Here is a 20,030-nt window from a genome sequence, read left to right as displayed (position 1 = left end):
GTGGTTGATTGGCAGCAGCACAAAGGGACCCGTGAGGCCGTCATGCGGGCGCACGGCCAGTACGTCGGCCTGTACGACAAGAACTGGGAACCAGTGCTCGACATTGAGGACTGGGTAGACGCTGAGTGGGGCGGCACTTTCGCCGACGTGGGCAATATGTCCATGACGATTCCGGGCGAGATTTCGCCGGGCGTGGTCAACCCCGTGGTGGACTATCTTCTGCGCGATGACCTTCGCCGCTTAGACGAGGGTGGCCGCCTCGATGCTCTTATCCATGGTGCTGTGCATGTCGTGGTGGAGCGCCCGGGTCTGCGCCGCCGCTGCTACCGAATCCTAGAAATTAGCCCGCATGGTGGCGACCCTGAAGGCAACCCCGCCGAGGTGGAACTCACGGGGGTGGACTCGATGGAACACTTGAAGCATCTTCCGTTGTGGGCTGACCCGTCGAACAGGTCTAAAGTTGTTCAGCTGCAGTGGGAGGACCGCCAGGACGGTAGTGCTGAGAAGGTCAGCCGGAAGTTGATTGGCCGTAACTTGATTGGCTATCAGCAGCCGTCGCTGCTGAGCACGATGTTCTCGTGGACGGATAAGTACACCAGCCCGGAGCAGTGGCGGGGCTTCAACCCTTCTATGCATCCGGTGATTTGCTCCCCGGTCATGTCGGGTAACCGCTCTGAGTGGTGTGTCGTCTCTGCGCGGTGGGATAACGCCTGGGACTTGCTAAAAGCTACGTGGGCGGCGGCTGGTGTGCAGCCTTTCGCGTGGCTCTGGCTACCAGGCGACCCCCAACCCTTCCCTGACTACACCACTTTGTCGTTACCGACGACGATTATTGACTTCGCCCCCAGGGCCACAGTCACCGGCGCTGCTGGCATCGTCGGGCAGGCTTTCCGCCAGTTGAAGCGCACGATTAGCAGTGATGACTTCATCACGTCTGTGACTGAGTTTGCGGACGTGGATGTCCGCAATGCGGACGGGCGCAAGCCCTGGGTTGTGTACACGTTGATGGATGCGCCGAGCGTGCAGATACGAAAATCCACCGACCACAGGTTCCTCGTGGGCGGTAAATCACCGGACATAGTGAACAAGGTCGTCAACATTGGTATCAAGTCGGCGGTGGCTGCGTTGGTGGCGGGTATCCCTGGTATTGGTCCGGCGATTGCTGAGGTGATTAAGGGCGCGGGTGAGCTGGCGGCGGAGATGTCCGCCGACCGCCTGTTTGTCCTCAACGAGTACGTGGACAGAAACAGGCAATTCCACTACGGGCGCTCGCGTTTCACCGCGGTGTCCAAGCCTGGTGAGGCCAACACTGTTGATTCGCTTCAGAAGGCTTGGCAGGCGAAGCAGGAGACGGAGGGCGGTATTTCCGCTGAGTTCTCTATTGATTCGCCTGACCCGTATTTGCCGGGGCGTGATTTCGACCTGGGCGACACTATCGGTGTCACCGCGTGGGGCGTCGTCTGGGCCGCTTACGTCAGTGGGTTGACGTGGACCTCGAAACCAGGGCAGGAAGTTGGCTGGACATTGCGTATCGGTGACTACGCCTCGCTCGCATCACCTGGCGAGCTGTACCAGGCCAACAAAGAAAACATTCGTGCTGTCATTGGTCGTCTGGCTGTGACTAAGGGAGGATAATCATGGATTACCGCTACATTGTGCCCACAGAGGTACCAGAGTCGGAGCACCCGTACGCTGGATTGTTCCTCGGCATCGTTCCAGAAGGCTACGAAACACGGGCCGCACGCCACATCTTCGATGAGCTTGGTGCTCGCTTCGAGGTGGGGGAGCCGGATACCATCACCCTTAGCTGGGCGGTGGATTTCGATACCGATAGTGACCGCACCCGCGCCAACGTTGGGGACATCATGGACATGGTGGTTCCTGGTGCTGATAGGCGTGGTGTGCGCATCGTGGAGGGCGCCCTCCCGCCTGGTATCCGGCTGGAGCGCCACACCGGCAAACTCGTCGGAGTGTTCTCCCGCCCTGGCTTGTATGACGTGACCCTCACGCTTGGCCCGGCGGTGAAGCTTGACCCGCTCGGCGGGTCTGGCACACCGGGTGAGCAGGTGGCGTGGATACCCATAGGGCAGCAGCGTGCGCGGGCTGAGTCATCGACCCCCGCGCCTAAGACTCTGGCTGACCTTACCGCCCTTGAGCTTTCCCAGCTCGCTGCTGAGGCGATGCGTCTAGAGCGCTTGAAGGCGATGGAGGAGCTAGACAATGGGTATTAGGCCAAAGTCTGGAAGCCCGACTGAGGGCAAATACCGCATCGACGGCTCCCACATCGCTAACGGTCTTGTAGAAGACTCACGGCACACCGGCGAGCAAGCAGGGCAAGCCATCGTGGAGATTTCAGCGCAAGCAGATTCCGCGAACAAAGGAACTGCTGAGCTTGCCAAGCGAGTGACTGCCCTTGAGAATCGGAGCACCGTCACCAAAGACCCCAAAGGCAGGATACAAACCGCCGACCCCGCCGCCGACGGAGACGCCGCCACCAAACGATACGTAGACGAAACAGCCAAAAAGCAATCAAACAGCGCCGTCCTCACCACCGGAGACAAGACGGGCTCATGGGCGCCCTGGAATAAAACCACCTGCCCGCCATGGCTCACCATCGGCGCAAGCTCACTCACCATCCCGGAAGGCCGCTGGCGAATCGAAGTACTTAAAGGCCAAGTCATCATCTACGAAAACGGGGCACTAAAAGACCGAGCACCCGCCGGGTGGGACGGGGTGATTCTTGGCTCGTCCCAGGTCTATGACGGAACCGGAAACGCCACCCTCATCGTGACCAAGCTGTACTAACCCCAACAAGGAGAAAGCAATATGGCCGTGAAACTCAAAGGCAAACTCACCGACATCACCACTAAACCGGTGGAAGATGTCACTTCGGTGTACGTAAAATCGCCTGTTATTCGTGCAGGTGATGATGGTGCATTAACTACAAGCCAACCCCAAAAAGTATCAGTGAGCGCTTCTGGCGATTTCACACTCACCACTGTGGCCGGTAAAGGCTGGCTTTATGTTGAAGGCCCTGGCTGGTCTGACTCTATCCCGTTCGTCGCCGCCGACGGCATGAAATTGTTCATTGAGGCTTGGGCGAATGCGTCTAGCTCGGGTGGCGTGTACGCCATCATTAAGGAGCTCATCGCTGCGATGGGCGGCGCGACTGAGCAGGAGCTCCAGGACTTGGTGCAGCAGGCGAAGATGTATGCGGATGCTGCTTCTCGTGCTTCTGCTGCGGAGTCCGTGTGGGATAAGGGGATGATTTCCGCAAAGACGGATATTCTATCTCTTGCGCCGGGCCGCTATGGGCTTATGTCTGCTTCTGTGGCTTCTGAAATGGGGCTGCCGGGTGATTCTGCCGGTGTGCTCATTGTGGATTATTTGGATGGGCCGAATGGGCGGTTGTCTGGCCGTTTCTGGTGGGAGTACCAAGACAGAACCTATGGGCGCATCTGCTATTCGGCGACATCCTATAACGGCGATTTCCGTGGTTGGCGGTCAGATACGTGGCACAAGATGCCGCTGACTAAGGCGGATAAAATTGTGGAATTGCCGCCAGGGCGTTATCCGGTCACGTCGGAGGATGTGGCTAAGGCGCTGGGGTTGCCGTGGGCTGGCATGGGCTACTTGGAGATGGAGTGGCTGGGCACGAGCGCCTACCAGCGTGTGGACTGGTGGACTGGTGTTAACCCAACTCACCATTGGCGGATCTCTATCTATAGCAAGATCTGGGAGGAAGCTGTGTGGGAGCACTTGCACGGTGCGGACGCCGAAGAGGGGGAAAGTAGCTACCAGCAGGCTGGTGCGGACGCGGCGATTTCGTCGCTCCTAGCAATAAACGACCCCACCACCTCCTACGTGGCTGACCATGCTGCCCTCGTGGGTGACTTGAAGCGCAGGGTTGGCCCCGTCAACGTAGGTAACGCCGGAGCACTCGCTTTGGTCTTTGACCACGGCACTACTGCTTTTCGTGAGTGGATTTGGCCGGAGTTGAAAAAGCGTAACTTGGTGGGCACGATGGCCCTATGCCCAGAAGTCCACCTGGACGATAAGGGCGATTCCCGCCACCGCGCCACCAACGACGAGATTAAATCGTGGGTGAAAGACGGCCTGGTCATTGCGTCACACTCCGGCGACCACGAGGGCGCAAAGACCACAACGGACATTTACCGCCAGATTGTGGTGTCCAAGCAAGCACTCGAAACCAAGCTGGAAACTCGCGTGGATTGTTGGGTACAACCCGGTTACTCACTTGAAGGCGGAAACTACAAGGGCTTCGGCACGGGGCAGAACGCCACCGACTACACCAACACCATGGCAGGCCGACTCCTGCAACAAACCTACCCAGTCATCACCGGCTACGTGGGCGATGATTACCTCTACCCAATGCAGGAACTCCCGGTAGGTGTGCAGCGCTCCCTCATGGAGAAAAAGGAATCCGTAGCCGAGGTGCGTAACTACGTGCAGCAGGCAGCAGACCAAGGGCTAAAGCACATCAACTTCATCCACCCCTACGCCCTAGCTGACTCGTCGGATACCTACGCCACCAAGCAGGACTACATTGACTTCCTCGACCTTGTAGCGCAGCTACGCGACGCCGGGAAGCTGAAAGTCCTCACGTTGCCGCAGCTAGCAATCGCAGAGAAATAATAGGCAGCCCCGTTGACCGCGCTGGTCACGGGGCTTTAATTATGCCCGAAAGGAGGGCGAAACATGGTTACTCACCCGTTGAAGCAGGGCACCTATCAGGTGTCTAGTGGGTATGGGCCACGCTGGGGCACATTCCATGCTGGCCTAGATTTCGCGGCACCTATCGGCACGCCGATTTACGCGGCGGCGGATGGTGTCGTGGTCGAGGGCCGGGAGCGCTACAACGTTTCTGGCTTCGGCAGCTGGATTTGGCTCGACTGCCAGGACAGCGTAGGCAAGGACTTCATCTATGGCCACGTCAAGCATGACGGCATCCTGGTCAAAGCTGGCGACCGTGTACGCGCAGGGCAGCAGATAGGTGTGGTGGGGAACGAGGGGCAGTCCACGGGGCCGCACCTGCATTTCGAGGTATGGGGGCATCCCGGACGTCTTGGTAGCGCTCACCAAGACCCAGCGCCGTACCTCGCAAACGCTGCGCAGCCCGGCCAGTCTGCGGCTCGTCCTGTAGGTAAGCAGGGCGGCACCATCTACGGCATCGACATCAGCGAGCACAACGACGGACTCAGCTGCGTCAGGGCCAAGCAGGAGGGCATCGAGTTCGCCATCATTCGCCTATGCGACGGAACCCACGTCGATAGAGTATTTCACTCGCACCTGGAGGACGCGGAGCAAGCCGGAATGCTCGTCTCCACCTACTGGTACCTGCGCGCCCCATCCGAGGGTACCAGCATCGCCCAGCAGGTTGATGTAATCGACCAGCAAATGGGAGGGCGCCGCGACCTGCCTGTGTGGATAGACGTGGAATCCGTCGATATGAATTATCCCGCTGGTGACCCGCGCCGCTATCTGCTCGTGGAGAAAGACGTTTGGGATGCGAAACGCGAACTGGAGCGGCGCGGCTACCACGTGCCCGGTATCTACACGGGCCGCTGGTACTGGGAGAACATGCGCGGCGGAGAACCGTCCATGGGCGGCCTCGGCTACCTATGGGTGTCTAATTACGGGCTGCACAACGGGGCTGGTGACCCGCGCAGCCTATACGCCAGCGAGGGCGGCGACCGTCACCCCGGCTGGGACTACCCCCTAGGTGACCGCAAACCAGACATTTTGCAGTACGGGTCTCGTGGCACCGTCGCCGGTCGCCCAAACGTGGACATCAACGCCTACCGGGGCACACGCGCCGAGCTAGAAGCACTATTCACAGGACACACCACAGGAGGCAACGTCGGCATGAACATCGTCGACCAAGTAAACGCCCACACTAAGGCATTCATCTCGGGCTACCTAGGCCCCCAGATTGACGCGATTCAGGAAATATGGCGACAACTTCGAGGACCATCGGGTAACGGCTGGCCTCAATTAGGGCAGGACAGTCAAGGCCGCAACCTAACCCTTGTCGATGCCGTGGCCAGCATTCGCCACCAGCTCGCCCAAATCCAGGCCGACCTAGACGAACTCAAGGAAAAGAGGAAGTAATGGCACGCCACTACAACCAAGCAGTGATCAACAGCGTCTCAGAGCACATCGCCGAAGCAGTCGCCACAGAGCTACAGGAGCAGCCATGGTGGCTACGCTACAAAGGCAGCATCATGCTCGCCCTGCAGGCCCTCGCCTGGGTAGCCGGCGCGCTGCCCGTCATGCTTGCAGATGCCCCGGCGTGGACTATTTTTGCGGCTGGCGCAATCGGTTATTTCATCACCGCGCTAGTTAACCGGCTCACGGTGGATGGTGTCACCCCGTCTATGGCGCCGCGTCTTGCAGCGCAGGCAGAATACCGGGAGCAACAAGCAGCACCACAAACCCCCACTCTGCCCGTCTACAACGGCCCCACAACAAACGAGGCATGATGAAGCACAAGCTAGCATCGTGGTTTAAAACGGACGAAGCCGGGCTGACTATTCTTGCGCTGCTGACGATCATTCGTGGGCTTTCCTACGTGCCGCCCCTGATTAATCCAGACCGCACGCCTGCCCACTATTTGGAGGGATGGGCAAGCCCCACCGTATGGGCGGGCATTTGGGTCACTGTGGGCGTGTTTTGCCTCGCCGCGACATTCATCCCCAAGCTTCTACCGGCAGCGGTGGGGCTCGCGGTGGGGCTTCATGCGGCATGGGCGATGAGCTTTCTCATGGGCACAATCTTGGGTGACGCACCGCGTGCATGGGTTAGCGCCCTGAATTATCTCGGCGTTATTTTTCTGGCCTTGTACGCCTATGGCAGGGAGCGAATTCAGATACCAGAGATGAGGTGACGCATGTCTCTAGCTTCACTTCTCAGCGCTGCTCTCGTCGCTCTCATTACGACCATCGGCACGGTCTACGGTCAAAAGGTCGCAGGCCGCTCACAAAAAGAAACGAAGCAGATTGAGCAATCCGGGCCTGACTGGAAAGCTTTCACGGAGGAAATGCGCACCAACCTGGATAAGCAGGATAAAAAGATTAGCTCGCTTGAATCCCAGGTGGAAACTCTAAGGGAGCGCATCGACCAGCTCAAAAGTCGCTACTGGGTGGCAGTGAACCACATTAGGCAGCTGCATTTACACTACCCAGACTCGCGGGAGACCGTACCCGCCCCAGAAGAAATTGCGCACGACATCTAAAACTGACCCTCACCATTAGGTGGGGGTCTTTTCTGCGTTTTAATCCCTGTAGAGAACCTCAGCCAGGGCGTGTGCGCGGCGTTCGGCGGGGTCATCATCAAGATTGAAAGCAATGCTGTCACTGGCGGCCAGGTGCTTAGCACGGTCGATAACCTGGTGTGCGGCCCGGCGCATCTCCCCCTCAACACGCGGCGGGGCAACCATCTGCCCGGATAGCCACCGCTGATAGGTACGCTTCGAAACATCCAGTGACTCGGCGGCATCATCCAGCGACCAGCCGATAAATTCATGGATAGCCTGCAGTGTGGCGGGGGTTGGTGGCTCGCCCTGGATGAGGCGAGCACTTGGGGTATCGAAAACCCAAGCGGCGAATGCTTCCAAATTCTCCTGTGTGAGTTCACGCGGCACCGGCGGCTCGTAGCCCTCGCCCACCTCGGAGGTATCGGCGGGGTAGACCGCTTCGATCCAATCCTCCCACCGGCTGCAATCCTCGCGGCCAGTATTAAAAAGCTCATCGAGGAGTGCGGCGCGCAGGCCCTCAAAATCAGTAGCAGTAACGCGATTATTTTTAGCGATGATGGTGAACATGGTGGCGTGGCTTCTTTTTCTCGTATATGGTTAGGGGCGTGACTTTCTCCGCATCTGCGGAGGTACTTCGTATTTCATTGACTTGGAGTCACCTTCTCCGCTTACGTGGAGGTACGCCCCGCCCAGTGCGGGGCTTTTTGCTTAGTTGGCCGGCTCCCACTTCACAAGATGCTCCACAACCGCGGCATGGATAGCCCGTTTGGTTTCAAAGCGCTTGTTGTCGCCGCGCTCCGAGGCCTCGGAATCCCCCAAGGTCCAGTCGAAATCGAAAGCGTTGAAATCGAAATCCTGCAGTGCTCGCGGGGTGAAGCTAGCGGCTAGCCCCTGGCATTCTGCCATGAATTCTTCCTGCGTTTCGGGCTCCGCGTCTTCAGGCCATAGGCCCATTTCCTTTTGCTCTTCATCCGTCGCTTGCATGTACTTAGCGGTGGCGCCGAGAATTAGCTCCTGGACTTCTTCGCGGATGTTCGCCATCTGCCATGGCTCAAGGCCCAGGTGCTTGCCCATAGCATTCTCGAAGTCGTGTGCGTTCTTCTGTGGGTTGGTGGCTACTAGCTTGGCGAAAGTTGCGGTGGCGTTCATGGCTCAGTCTCTTTTCTGCGGAAGTGGTGGGTAGCCCCACACCGTGGGGCTGGTGGTTAGGCGAGGGTCCAGAGCTTGGTCTTGGCGCCGCGGTAGGTCTTGCCAAATGCTGGCTTACCGGTCTCTGGGTCGGTGGCCTGGATTACCTCACCATTTTCAATGAGCTTCTTGAGGGCTTCGATGGCCACTTCGCGGGGGAGTGGGCGGATGTTGTGGGCTGGGCCCCATTGCTGTACCTGGTCCCAGGTGGCGGCGCCTAGTTCTTGGAGGGCGTCTTTTACCTGCTGGGTGTTCTTTTCCTCATAGATGCGGGCGTTTTCCTCGGCTTCGCGGAGGTTTTCTTCGCGCATGCGCTTGAGGGCTTCTTCTGGGGTGAGTGGCTGGTTGCTCATTTCGGACTCTCTTTCCGGTTGTGGCTGGGACTGTTTCCTTTGCCTGATATCTTCATTAAACACCCTGGCGTGGTCATGGTCAAGAGCGGGGGTAGCGCGGGGGCGAATGGGGAGACTTGGCGTATTCACCGATCCCGCAGAAATCCCGCAAGAATCCCGCAAACCCCCAAAAACATGCAAACTATGCAAAACATGAAAAGTCCCTGACCAGCGCAAACACAAACACGCAGGCCAGGGACAACCCCCAAAAACTAGCAGTCGTAGTACATCTCAAACTCCTGCGGGGTTGGGCGCAGGCGGGAAGGAGCGATTTCCTTTTCGTTCTTGTACTGCAGGTAGGTCTCGATGAGGTCCTCGGTGAAGACATCGCCTTCGGTCAGGAACTCGTTGTCTTCCTCCAGGGCGCGCAGGGAAGCCTCAAGGCTGGTTGGTGCCTGCGGGATGGAAGCCTGCTCTGCCGGTGGCAGCTCGTAGAGGTCCTTATCTACCGGAGCGTGTGGCTCGATGCGGTTCTTGATGCCATCGAGGCCAGCCATCATCATCGCAGCGAAACCGAAGTACGGGTTACCTGATGGGTCCGGAGCGCGGAACTCGATGCGCTTTGCCTTCGGGTTGGAGCCGGTGATCGGAATGCGGATTGCCGCGGAGCGGTTGCGCTGGGAGTAGACCAGGTTAATCGGGGCCTCAAAGCCCGGAACCAGGCGGTGGTAGGAGTTCAGAGTTGGGTTGGTAAACGCCAGAACTGCCGGTGCGTGGTGGAGGATGCCGCCGATGTAGTAGCGCGCGATATCGGAAAGGCCACCGTAGCCTGCCTCATCGTAGAACAGCGGCTTGCCGTCCTTCCACAGGGACATGTGGGCGTGCATGCCGGAGCCGTTGTCACCCGCGAGCGGCTTTGGCATGAAGGTTGCGGACTTGCCGTACTCAGCGGCGGTGTTCTTGATGATGTACTTGAAGGTCTGAATATCATCAGCCGCGTGCAGCAGGGAGTTGAAGCGGTAGTTGATCTCATTTTGACCCGCGCCCACCTCGTGGTGGAAGCGCTCGATCTGGAAGCCGGCGTTCTGCAGGTTGCGCACCATGGCATCGCGGACTTCGCCATGCTTGTCGACGGGCGCGGTGGGGAAGTAGCCGCCCTTGACGCGGGTCTTGAAACCGGTGTTCGGGGTGCCGTCGAAGTTGGCCTCGTTGCCGCGGTTCCACCAGCCCTCGTCGGTGTCTACCTCGTAGAAACCATGGTCGATGTCGGTGGAGTAGCGCACGGAATCGAAGAGGTAGAACTCGGCCTCGGCGCCGAAGTTGCACACGTCCGCGATGCCGGTGGAAGCAAGGTATTCCTCGGCCTTCATTGCGACGTTGCGTGGGTCGCGGGAGAAAGGCTCCAAGGTGAACGGATCGTTGACGAAGAACTTGATGTTCAGCGTCTTGGAGGAGCGGAAAGGATCCACCATCGCGGTTGCTGGGTCTGGCAGCAGGGTCATGTCAGACTCATCGATGGAGGTAAAGCCACGGATGGAAGAACCGTCGAATGCGAGGCCTTCTTCAGCGGCGGCCTCGGTGAACTCCGAAGCGGGAATTGAAAAGTGGTGCTCGGTGCCGGGAACGTCAGTAAAACGAATATCGACGAACTTTACGTCTTCATCCTCGATGAACTTGACGATTTCCTGGACGGACTCGAAAGACACTGTTTGTCTCCTCAGGGGTTTAGAAAAATGTTCTTCATCGAAGTTTACTAGCTTTATTTGGCCTTCGGACGTTAACCCATCGATCTATAGATATATTTCGTTTTCGTGTCTGCATGCAGGGGGCACTAGATTGGTCAACATGGCTGATAAGCGAACATGGCTCGATGGACCCGCAATCCCGGGCGAAAATGATGACTTCGAAGGCCCCGGCGCATGGCCGGGCGAAAAGCTCGGACTTCCTGAGTCTGGCTCCGGGGCGCTGGCGCCGGTGGCCCGCCGTGCAGGGGCGGTTCTCATCGACTGGATCGTGTGCATGCTGCTGGCCAATCTCATCGTGATGTTCACCCACGCGCTGGGCGGCCCTGCATTCCTGGGCTACATGCTGTGGGTCATCGTCGGCATCCTCTGCGGCTGGCTCTTCGCTCGCACTCCGGGCATGCTTTTGCTGGGCATGGGCGTGGCGCGTCTCGACGCCCCGGGGCAAACGGTGGGCTTCTGGCGCGCGGCAGTGCGCACCATCCTCACCGGCTTCCTCTTCCCAGCCGCAATGGTCGATACCGACGGCCGCGGTATCCACGACCGCGCAACCGGCACCGCAGTGATCATGGTCTAGTTCCTCTATCTTGCGGCGTCGCAGGGCGCTTCCTACAAAACCTAAAAGCGGCCCTTCCTTGGTGGATTCCAAGGAAGGGCCGCTTTTGCACAAGTATTATTTGCCCTTACGCTGCTGTGCGCGGCGCATGCGGCGGTTCATGCCAGCCATGTTCTGCGCCTGGCGCGGCATCGGGCCCTTCGGCAGACCCGGGGTGGTGCCTGGCAGGTCATCCATAGCCTCAATCTTGCGGATGGTTGCGTAGGTCTCATCCTTTTTGAAGTTACGCGGGAACTTCATCACGTGATTGCGCAGCTTGGACACTGGAACCTCGTCCTCGCCGTTGCCCACCCAGACCTCGTAGACCGGAACGCCGCCGGCGAGCTTATCCACGCGCTTTTTCAGGGTGTTGAGAACCGGAGTCAGGCGCTTGCGGTTACCTTCGCAGACGAAGATGACGCCGGCATTGCCGATGACGCGGTGGATGAGGTCCTGATGGCGGGTAACGCCGACCGCGGTCTTGACCTTCCAGACGATGCCCACGGTGTTGCGCAGCTGCTGCTCCAGCGCCCACCCCGCAACGCCCGGCTGATCCTCGACCTTTTTGTACATGTCGCGCTCAAGGCGGCGGGTAAACAGCCACATCGCCAGCAAAGCGCCGATGCCGAGACCCAGGATGAGCATGAACCACTCGCCGTTGAAGAGCAGGCCGATAAGGAAGAACAACAGGCCCATGCCGAGGAAAGCGGCGAGCATGATAGGAATCAATGCCTTGTCATGCTTGCGCTGCATATTGAACGCTTGCCACATCTGGGAACGGGTTTGCTTGCGCTGCTCGCGTTTTGCGGCGCGCTCTTGCTTCTTTGCAGCCTTCAGGCTTGCCTTATCGTCTTGTGCCATGGTTCCTACTTTAAAGGTCAGCGCTGCAAATTAACGAATTGCAGCGGCAGCGGAGTCAGCGTTTGCCGGGGTCTTTACCATGCGGGTCGTTACCGGGGTTTCCTGGGAAGGGCCGTACTTCTCGAGCAGCGTCGAAGCCTCTTGGGCGGTAGCGCCCTTCGAGGTCTCAGCCAGGTGCTGCAAATTTTCTGGCAATTCGAAGCCGCGGGCCTCCATAGCCTGCACGTACAGGCGGCCAGCGCGGTAAGAAGAACGCACCAGTGGGCCAGACATGACGCCGCCGAAGCCGAGCTCCTTGGCCAGCTTGGAGTGTTCGACGAACTCCTCCGGGCGGACCCAACGCTCGATCGGGTGGAAGCGCGGGCCTGGGCGCAGGTACTGGGTAATGGTGATGATGTCGCAGCCAGCAGAGCGCAGGTCGCGCAGAGCTTCCTCGATCTCATCCTTGGTCTCGCCCATGCCCAGGATCAGGTTGGACTTGGTGATGAGACCAAAGTCGTGAGCCTGGCGAATTACGTCGAGGGAGCGCTCGTAGCGGAAGGCCGGGCGGATGCGCTTGAAGATGCGCGGCACGGTCTCCAGGTTGTGAGCGAAGACCTCAGGGCGAGCCTCGAAGACCTCCTGCAGAAGGTCCGGCTTGCCGGAGAAGTCAGGGGTCAGGTTTTCCACACCGGTGTGCGGGTTGAGCTCGTGAATCTTGCGCACGACCTCGGCGTAGAGCCACGCGCCTTCATCCGGCAGATCGTCGCGGGTAACACCGGTGATGGTGGTGTAGTTCAGGTCCATCTCCTGGATGTTTTCTGCAACGCGGCGCGGCTCGTCGCGGTCCAACTCCGCCGGCTTACCGGTGGTAATGTCGCAGAAATCGCAGCGGCGGGTGCACTTATCGCCACCGATGAGGAAGGTGGCCTCACGAGATTCCCAGCACTCGTGGATATTCGGGCAACCAGCCTCCTGGCACACGGTGTGCAGGGAAGCGCCGGACACGCGGGACTTCATATCCTCGTAGCCCGGGCCGGTGCGGACCTGGTTGCGGATCCAGCGCGGCTTTTGTTCGATGGGGGATTCCGCATTCTTCTTCTCAATGCGGAGCATCTTGCGTCCTTCAGGCTTAACAGTCACAAAAACTCACTCTACGGGGTTGGGATTGTCTCTTACTAATACAAGGCCGGTGTGTGGAGGTTTATTCCGCACTCTGGGCACGCTTTTGGCGGGCCTTCTCGTTGGCGACCTTAATCGGGTCTGGCGCTGAACCAAATGTGTGGTCCGCGACGGTGAGTTCACCAGAAAGCGCGCGCTGCAGGGCGTCGAGAAGCGGTGTCGCAGCCTCCTCCATAGTGACATCGCGGCCAAGCTCGAGGCTCAGCGTGGTCACGTCGGCGTCGTCAATGCCGCAGGCCACGATGTGCTCGTAATACTCCAGCGTGTTGGTGCAATTAAGCGCAAGACCATGCATGGTCACGCCGCGAGTGATGCGGATTCCCAGCGCCGCAATTTTGCGATCGCGCTTGGGGGCCTGCGGGTCCGTGGCCTGGGTGGTGGAGGGCACCCACACACCAGACCGGCCGTCGATGCGGCCGGCGGTACGAACGCCAAGCTCGCGCACCGTCTGGATGATTGCCTCTTCGAGCCGGCGGACATAGTCCACGACGTCGACAGGCTCCGCGAGCTTCAAGATGGGGTAGACCACCAGCTGCCCCTCACCATGCCAAGTAATCCGCCCGCCGCGATCCACCGTGATGACCGGCAGACCATTGTCCGGCATATCCTCCGGCTGCGTGCGTTTGCCAGCGGTGTAGATGTTGGGGTGCTCGACCACGAGGATGATGTCCCCGCGCTCGCCTTTTGCGCGCTGGGCGGCAAGCTCGGCCTGGAGATCCCACGCCTGTTGGTAATCCATGCGGCCGAGGTGGCGGATTTCCAGCGCTTCCTGTGACGCGCGAATACTGCGATCAGCGGGGAAGAAGGGCTCACGAGGAGCTGTCATGTGTGATGCTTCCTTAATCTAATAAAACGCGGGGGTCGATACTGATAGTGCCACCCAGGCCAATGCCGGCCCAACACCGGGGTGAGGGGGCAGGTGGAGGCGTAGTCGGAGGCAAAAGAAAAAGCGGGAGGAAACCTCCCGCTTTAGCAGTAAGTGGCTTAAACGCCGTTTGCCGCAGCGTACTCTTCTGCGGTCATCAGCTCGCCGGTCTCAGAAACCTCGACCTCGAAGAGCCATCCTTCACCGAATGGGTCGTTGTTGATGACTGCGTAGTCATCGTGAACAGCCTCGTTAACAGCGGTGACGGTGCCGGTAATTGGGGCGTAGAGATCGGATACGGACTTGGTGGATTCGACCTCACCGCAGGTATCGCCAGCGGTAACAGTGTCACCGACTGCCGGCAGCTCAGCGAAGACGACCTCGCCCAGACGGTCAGCAGCAACGGAGGTGATGCCAACGCGGACGGTTGCGCCCCGTGCGGCGTCAGCAGAAGAATTGATCCACTCGTGGTCCTCGGAGTAGGAGAAATCTGCAGGAAGGTTAGCCATTGTGATGGGAGTCCTTTCGGAAGATGGTATGTGCTTTTATCTTAACGGTTGTCACGCGTCCGCGAACTACTTTTCGCGCTTGTAGAACGGAAGGGCCGCGACGCTAAACGGGTAGCGCTTGCCGCGGATGTCTACCTCGACGGCGTCGCCAGGCTGCAGGTTTGCAGAGGTATCCAGCAGCGCGATGGCAACCGGGTGGCCCAGGGTCGGGGAAGGCTGACCGGAGGTGACAGAACCGACCTTGGTTTCGCCAACGAAGACCTCAGCACCGGCGCGGGCGGCGCGGCGCTGATCGGAGACCAAGCCGGTGATGGCGACCTGCGGGCCTTCCTCTGCACGAGCGCGGATGACCTCAGCGCCAACGAAGTCGGCTTCCTTCTTAGCAAAAGCACGCGCCATGCCGGCCTCAACCGGGGTGATGTCGCGGGAGAGCTCGTTGCCGTAGAGCGGCATGCCCGCTTCCAAGCGCAGGGAGTCACGCGCTGCGAGGCCACATGGCAGGATGTCGTACTCGGCACCGGCCTTGAGCAGCTCCTCCCATAGCTCCGGGGCATCGGAGTTGTAGACGATGAGCTCGAAGCCATCTTCGCCGGTGTAGCCGGTGCGGCAGATGAAGGCGTACTTGCGCGCTACCTTGCCGGTCATCGCTGCGTAGTAAGGCAGTTCCATGACGGCTTCCTGCTTGTTGTCCTCGACCAGCGGGATGAGGATTTCTGCTGCCTTCGGGCCCTGGATGGCAATCATTGCTACGTCGCGGGACTCGTTGTTGAGGTCCACATCGAAGCCCTCAGCGCGCTCGTTGAGTTCCTCCCAGACCACGTCAGCGTTGCCGGCGTTTGGCACGACCAAGAACTTGGTCTCGCCCAGGCGGTAGGTGATGAGGTCATCGATGATGCCGCCATCTGCGGCGCAGATCATCGAGTACTTTGCCTTGCCCACCTTGAGGGTGGTCATATCGGAGATTAGGCAGTAGGACAGGAACTTTGCGGCATCCTCGCCGTTGACCCAAACTTCGCCCATGTGGGACAGGTCGAAAAGGCCAGCGGAGTTGCGAACCGCGCGGTGCTCTTCGAGCTCGTTGTTGTACTTCAGGGGCATGTTCCACGGGCCGAAAGCCGTAAAGGATGCGCCAAGCTTTTCATGCTCTGCATGCAGCGGGGAGTTGAGCAGTTCAGACATTTTTCTCCTTTAGAGTTCTTCTCTGCTAGTTCGATTCTGTTAGTTGGTCTCCGCGTCAGCGGAGAGCTCGAATGCTTCTGGCGGCGGGCAAGCGCAAACCAGGTTGCGGTCACCGTAAGCCTCGTCGATGCGGCGGACTGGTGGGAAGTACTTGTTAGCGCGCAGGGAGGCAACCGGGTAGGCGGCTTCCTGGCGGGTGAAGGAGTACTCCCAGTTATCGGAGGTCACTGCCGCTGCGGTGTACGGAGCGTTGTGGATGACGGATGCCTCGTACTCAACCTTGCCGTCGATGATGTCCTGGATTTCGGCGCGGATTGCGCGCATAGCCTCGATGAAGCGGTCCAGCTCGGCGAGGTCTTCGGACTCGGTCGGTTCCACCATGAGGGTGCCGGCCACCGGGAAGGATAGGGTCGGTGCGTGGAAGCCGTAGTCCACGAGGCGCTTTGCGACGTCCGCCGCAGTAACGCCGGAGGCATCGGTCAGCTCGCGCAGATCGAAGATGCACTCGTGCGCGACCAGGCCAGCGTTGCCGGTGTAGAGAACCGGGAAGGAATCCTGCAGGAACTTTGCCAGGTAGTTTGCGCCCAGGATGGCGTGGCTGGTGGCCTGTGCAACGCCCTCGGTGCCGACCATGGCCAGGTAGGCCCAGGAGATAGGCAGCACGCCGGCGGAGCCAAACTTGCTGGCGGTAGAAGGAACGCCCTTTTCAATCGAGGTAGCCTGCTGCGGGTCGATGGAGGAATCGTTCGCATCGGTGGGCAGGAATGGCACCAGGTGCTTGGCGACGCCTACCGGGCCAACGCCCGGGCCACCGCCGCCGTGCGGGATGGTGAAGGTCTTGTGCAAGTTCAGGTGGCTGACGTCGCCGCCGAACTCGCCCGGGCGTGCCCAGCCGGTTAGTGCGTTCATGTTCGCGCCGTCGATGTAGACCTGGCCGCCTGCCGCGTGGACCTTGTCGCACACGTCGCGGACCTCAGGGTCGAAGACGCCGTGGGTGGATGGGTAGGTGATCATGATGCCGGCGATGTGCTCACCGTGTTGCTCGATCTTGGCATCCAGGTCCGCCAAGTCGATGGAGCCATCGTCCGCGGTAGCAACGACGACCACGCGCAGGTTGGCCAGGGTAGCAGAGGCCGCGTTGGTGCCGTGCGCGGAAGATGGAATGAGGATGACGTCGCGGCCAGCGTCGCCGTTGGCAACGTGGTAGCGGCGGATGGCCAGCAGGCCTGCGAGCTCACCCTGGGAGCCAGCGTTGGGCTGGATGGAGACCTTGGCATAGCCGGTCAGCTCGGCCAACCAGCCCTCGAGCTCCTCGATGAGCGCGCGCCAGCCGGCGGTGGTCTCTTCCGGTGCATATGGGTGAATGCCCGCGAACTCTGGCCAGGAGATCGGCTCCATGGCGGCAGTGGGGTTCAGCTTCATGGTGCAAGAACCCAGCGGAATCATGGTGCGGTCCAGCGCCAAGTCCTTGTCTGCCAGAGTGCGCAGGTAGCGCAGCATCTGGGTCTCGGAGTGGATGGAGTTGAAGATTGCGTGATCCAGCGGAGCTTCCTCGCGAACGAGCGCGGAAGGCAGGGCATTAACGGCGGACTCGGCGTTGTCCTTGTCTGCGGACTCTGCGCCGAATGCGGCGGCGAGCTTGGCGACGTCATCAAGCGTTGCGGACTCACCAAAGGAGACGGAGATTTTCTCGGAGCCGATAGCGCGCACGAGGTAACCCTGTTCCTGAAGGGATGCCTTGATGGCTGCAGCGTCGACGTCGGTGACAGTGACGGTGTCGAAGAACTCGTCAGCGACCAGGGTCTTGCCTGCGCCCTTTACAGCAGCGGCGAAGGAAGCGGCGAGCCCGTGAACGTGCTCAGCGATCTTCTTCAGGCCCTCTGGGCCGTGGTAGACAGCGTACATGGACGCTACGTTGGCCAGCAGTGCCTGCGCGGTACAGATGTTGGAGGTAGCGCGTTCACGGCGGATGTGCTGCTCGCGGGTCTGCAGAGCCAGGCGGTATGCCGGGCGGCCGTCTGCATCCTTGGAAACACCGACAATGCGGCCCGGCATCTGGCGCTTAAGCTTGTCAGTAACGGCCATGTATGCCGCGTGCGGGCCACCGAAGAACATTGGGACGCCGAAGCGCTGTGCGGAGCCCAGCACGATGTCCGCGCCCAGCTTGCCCGGTGCTTCCAACAGGAGGAGGGAGAGTGGGTCGGCGACGACGGAGACAACCGCACCGCGGGTGTGCAGCTCCTCGATGATGCCGCGTGGGTCAAAGACGTCGCCCTCGGTGCCGGTGTACGCGATGACGGCGCCGATGAGGTCTTCGCCCACGAGGCCCTCGCGGATATCGAGGATTTCCACCTCGAGCTCGATGGCGCGAGCGCGCTCCGCCGCCACAGCGAGCACCTGTGGATGCAGGCGGGAGTCCAGGATGACGCGGCGGCCCTTCTTGACCGCGCGGGACATCAGGCCGACTGCCTCAGCGGTAGCGGAAGCCTCGTCGAGCAGGGAAGCGTTTGCAATCGGCAGACCAGTCAGGGATTCGATCATGGTCTGGAAGTTCAGCAGTGCTTCCAGACGGCCCTGGGAGATCTCCGGCTGGTACGGGGTATAAGCGGTGTACCAACCAGCATCCTCCAGCAGGCCGCGGCGGATGACGGCCGGGGTGAGCGTGTCGGAGTAGCCCTGGCCATAGAAGGACTTCAACACGATGTTCTGGCTGGCGTATTCGCGCAGCTTGTCCTGCGCTTCATTCTCGCTCAAGGCATCTGGCAATTGCGGTGCCGATGCGGCGCGGATGGTTGTGGGAAGTGCTGCGTCGACAAGCGCGTCCACGCTGTTGTATCCCAGTGCGTTGAGCATCGTCGCTTGCTCGGAAGAATTTGGTCCGAGGTGGCGCGAGATGAAATCCATAAGTTCAATCTCCTTTGAAAGAAGCTCCGTGAAGGACGTCATGGTGAATGCCTAAAACATGGCCTAAACCGACCCCAAGTATAAAGCCTATGGCTGTGACCTAAATCGGTTTATAGAAGTCTTTTCGTGCACCACACAGCAACGGCGTGGCCCATGGACGCGTAGGGAGCCTAAAAGTGCCGAATAGAATCCCTACGCAGCCCGTGGGCGAGGAACAGGGCTGAGAAATCGCCGGACAGATTCGGGCAGGCCTAACACCCCCGTTTGAGGGGGAGATATGTGAAAACCCCGCAGGCTCCCGAGTATCCACAGCAGTGGAAACAGGGGAGCCTGCGGGGCGGAAACCCTAAACTACTAAGGGCTTAACTCCTTAGACCTCGAGGTCAGCCTCGAAGTCGGCGGTCTCAAGGCGGTCCTTGATGGTGGTGATGAAGCGACCTGCGTCTGCACCATCGACAACCTGGTGGTCATAGGTGAACGGCAGGTAGCACATCTGGCGGATAGCGATTGCGTCCTGGCCATTCTCGTTGACAACAACTGCGCGCTTGGTGATAGCGGCGGTGCCCAGGATGCCGGCCTGTGGCGGAACCAGAATCGGGGTATCGAGGAGTGCGCCCTCGGAGCCGATGTTGGTGACGGTGAAGGTGGCACCGGTGAGGTCGTTCGGCTTCAGCTTGTTGTTGCGGGCCTTGTCAGCCAGCTCAGCAATAGCCTTTGCGATCTCTGGCAGGGACATGTCCTGTGCTTTGTGGATGACCGGCGTCAGCAGGCCACGTGGGGTATCGACGGCGATAGCCACGTTGACGTCTGCGTGGTAGGTCATCTCCTTGGTCTCAGGGTTGTAAGAAGCGTTGACGTTCGGGTGGGAAACCAGAGCCTCAACGGTTGCCTTAACGATGAACGGCAGGAAGGACAGGTTAGCGCCGTGCTTGTCGATGAAGGCCTGCTTGGACTTCTTGCGCATATCCCAGATGGCAGTCATGTCGACTTCCTGGACGTGGGTCAGCTGTGCGGAAATCTGCAGAGCCTCAACCATCTTTGCAGCGGTGATCTCGCGGATACGGTTGACCTTCTGGGTGGTGCCGATGAGCTCCTGCTTTTCCGGATCCACGGACTTGGTGGACCAGCGTGCGCGTGGGTTGGAGGAGCCGGCTGCCGACGCCGCCGGTGCCTCGCCCTCGCCTGCAGCTGCCAGGACATCCTGCTTGCGGATGCGGCCGCCAACGCCGGTGCCGGAAACGGTGGAAAGGTCAACGCCGTGCTTTTCCGCCAGCTTGCGTACCAGCGGGGTGACGTAAGGAACGTTATCGCCGTTGTTGATCTTGGAAGAGCCCTCGGAAGCAGCCGGGGTGGAGGAAGCGTCTGCAGACTTCTCAGCCTTTGGCTCTTCCTTCTTCTCTTCAGCCTTCGGCTCTGCC

At 60.0% G+C, this 20,030-nt stretch carries 20 protein-coding genes; 9 read left to right on the top strand and 11 right to left on the bottom strand.

Annotation, left to right across the window (positions count from 1 at the left end; genetic code table 11):
• From HMPREF3158_RS05395 to HMPREF3158_RS05360, 8 genes are all read left to right on the top strand, one after another.
• Positions 1-1,635, top strand: a complete 1,635-nt coding sequence (locus HMPREF3158_RS05395; protein ID WP_070497612.1) for a Gp37-like protein — start codon at positions 1-3, stop codon at positions 1,633-1,635.
• Positions 1,636-1,637: 2 nt separating this feature from the next.
• Complete coding sequence (locus HMPREF3158_RS05390; RefSeq protein WP_070497610.1) at positions 1,638-2,231, top strand: hypothetical protein; 594 nt, start codon at positions 1,638-1,640, stop codon at positions 2,229-2,231.
• Positions 2,221-2,805, top strand: coding sequence for a hypothetical protein (locus HMPREF3158_RS05385; protein ID WP_070497609.1), 585 nt, complete (start codon positions 2,221-2,223; stop codon positions 2,803-2,805). Before HMPREF3158_RS05390 ends, HMPREF3158_RS05385 begins: the two co-directional genes overlap by 11 nt.
• A 21-nt stretch (positions 2,806-2,826) precedes the next feature.
• Positions 2,827-4,656: a polysaccharide deacetylase family protein gene (locus tag HMPREF3158_RS05380; protein ID WP_070497608.1), complete on the top strand. Its 1,830-nt coding sequence runs from the start codon at positions 2,827-2,829 to the stop codon at positions 4,654-4,656.
• Between the two features lie 63 nt (positions 4,657-4,719).
• The gene (locus HMPREF3158_RS05375) at positions 4,720-6,132 is read left to right on the top strand and encodes a peptidoglycan DD-metalloendopeptidase family protein (protein ID WP_070497606.1); all 1,413 of its coding nucleotides are present in this window, start codon (positions 4,720-4,722) and stop codon (positions 6,130-6,132) included.
• Positions 6,132-6,503 (top strand): hypothetical protein, encoded by a 372-nt coding sequence (locus HMPREF3158_RS05370; RefSeq protein ID WP_070497605.1) that lies wholly within the window; start codon positions 6,132-6,134, stop codon positions 6,501-6,503. The genes HMPREF3158_RS05375 and HMPREF3158_RS05370 overlap by 1 nt, the downstream gene beginning before the upstream one ends.
• A complete protein-coding gene (locus HMPREF3158_RS05365) occupies positions 6,500-6,907 on the top strand; it encodes a hypothetical protein (protein WP_141741005.1) in 408 nt (135 codons plus the stop codon). Before HMPREF3158_RS05370 ends, HMPREF3158_RS05365 begins: the two co-directional genes overlap by 4 nt.
• Positions 6,908-6,910: 3 nt before the next feature.
• Positions 6,911-7,255, top strand: coding sequence for a hypothetical protein (locus tag HMPREF3158_RS05360; protein ID WP_061921527.1), 345 nt, complete (start codon positions 6,911-6,913; stop codon positions 7,253-7,255).
• 39 nt (positions 7,256-7,294) lie between these two features.
• On the opposite strand, the gene HMPREF3158_RS05355 is transcribed toward HMPREF3158_RS05360, so the two are convergent.
• The 4 genes from HMPREF3158_RS05355 to glnA form a co-directional block, all read right to left on the bottom strand.
• Entirely contained in the window at positions 7,295-7,843 is a 549-nt protein-coding gene (locus tag HMPREF3158_RS05355) for a helix-turn-helix domain-containing protein (protein ID WP_070497603.1), read from the bottom strand.
• Between the two features lie 141 nt (positions 7,844-7,984).
• Positions 7,985-8,425 (bottom strand): hypothetical protein, encoded by a 441-nt coding sequence (locus tag HMPREF3158_RS05350; protein WP_070497601.1) that lies wholly within the window; start codon positions 8,423-8,425, stop codon positions 7,985-7,987.
• A gap of 56 nt (positions 8,426-8,481) precedes the next feature.
• Positions 8,482-8,817, bottom strand: a complete 336-nt coding sequence (locus tag HMPREF3158_RS05345) for a hypothetical protein (RefSeq protein ID WP_070497599.1) — start codon at positions 8,815-8,817, stop codon at positions 8,482-8,484.
• Between the two features lie 251 nt (positions 8,818-9,068).
• A complete protein-coding gene (glnA, locus tag HMPREF3158_RS05340; protein WP_062038139.1) occupies positions 9,069-10,502 on the bottom strand; it encodes a type I glutamate--ammonia ligase in 1,434 nt (477 codons plus the stop codon).
• Between the two features lie 139 nt (positions 10,503-10,641).
• Between glnA and HMPREF3158_RS05335 the strand changes: the two genes are divergently transcribed.
• Positions 10,642-11,115 carry an RDD family protein gene (locus tag HMPREF3158_RS05335; protein WP_061923726.1) on the top strand — a complete coding sequence of 158 codons (474 nt, stop codon included), beginning with the start codon at positions 10,642-10,644 and terminating at the stop codon, positions 11,113-11,115.
• A gap of 96 nt (positions 11,116-11,211) precedes the next feature.
• On the opposite strand, the gene HMPREF3158_RS05330 is transcribed toward HMPREF3158_RS05335, so the two are convergent.
• The 7 genes from HMPREF3158_RS05330 to sucB all read right to left on the bottom strand — a co-directional run.
• The gene (locus HMPREF3158_RS05330) at positions 11,212-11,994 is read right to left on the bottom strand and encodes a DUF4191 domain-containing protein (protein ID WP_062038142.1); all 783 of its coding nucleotides are present in this window, start codon (positions 11,992-11,994) and stop codon (positions 11,212-11,214) included.
• A gap of 30 nt (positions 11,995-12,024) precedes the next feature.
• On the bottom strand, positions 12,025-13,089 hold the full coding sequence (lipA, locus tag HMPREF3158_RS05325) for a lipoyl synthase (protein WP_070497595.1): 1,065 nt from the start codon (positions 13,087-13,089) through the stop codon (positions 12,025-12,027).
• An 88-nt stretch (positions 13,090-13,177) separates the two neighbouring features.
• On the bottom strand, positions 13,178-13,981 hold the full coding sequence (lipB, locus tag HMPREF3158_RS05320) for a lipoyl(octanoyl) transferase LipB (protein WP_061923716.1): 804 nt from the start codon (positions 13,979-13,981) through the stop codon (positions 13,178-13,180).
• A 158-nt stretch (positions 13,982-14,139) separates the two neighbouring features.
• A complete protein-coding gene (gene gcvH, locus HMPREF3158_RS05315) occupies positions 14,140-14,529 on the bottom strand; it encodes a glycine cleavage system protein GcvH (protein WP_061923713.1) in 390 nt (129 codons plus the stop codon).
• 66 nt (positions 14,530-14,595) lie between these two features.
• Positions 14,596-15,708: a glycine cleavage system aminomethyltransferase GcvT gene (gene gcvT, locus HMPREF3158_RS05310; RefSeq protein ID WP_062038145.1), complete on the bottom strand. Its 1,113-nt coding sequence runs from the start codon at positions 15,706-15,708 to the stop codon at positions 14,596-14,598.
• A gap of 39 nt (positions 15,709-15,747) precedes the next feature.
• Entirely contained in the window at positions 15,748-18,612 is a 2,865-nt protein-coding gene (gene gcvP / locus HMPREF3158_RS05305; RefSeq protein WP_062039427.1) for an aminomethyl-transferring glycine dehydrogenase, read from the bottom strand.
• Positions 18,613-18,982: 370 nt separating this feature from the next.
• Positions 18,983-20,030, bottom strand: a 1,048-nt coding sequence (sucB, locus tag HMPREF3158_RS05300; RefSeq protein WP_070432635.1) for a 2-oxoglutarate dehydrogenase, E2 component, dihydrolipoamide succinyltransferase, incomplete at its 5' end; no start/stop codon positions are given.

The sequence above is a fragment of the Corynebacterium sp. HMSC06G04 genome (genome assembly GCF_001807365.1).
Taxonomy (GTDB): Bacteria; Actinomycetota; Actinomycetes; order Mycobacteriales; family Mycobacteriaceae; genus Corynebacterium; species Corynebacterium simulans.
This window is presented reverse-complemented; position numbering and strand designations above follow the sequence as displayed.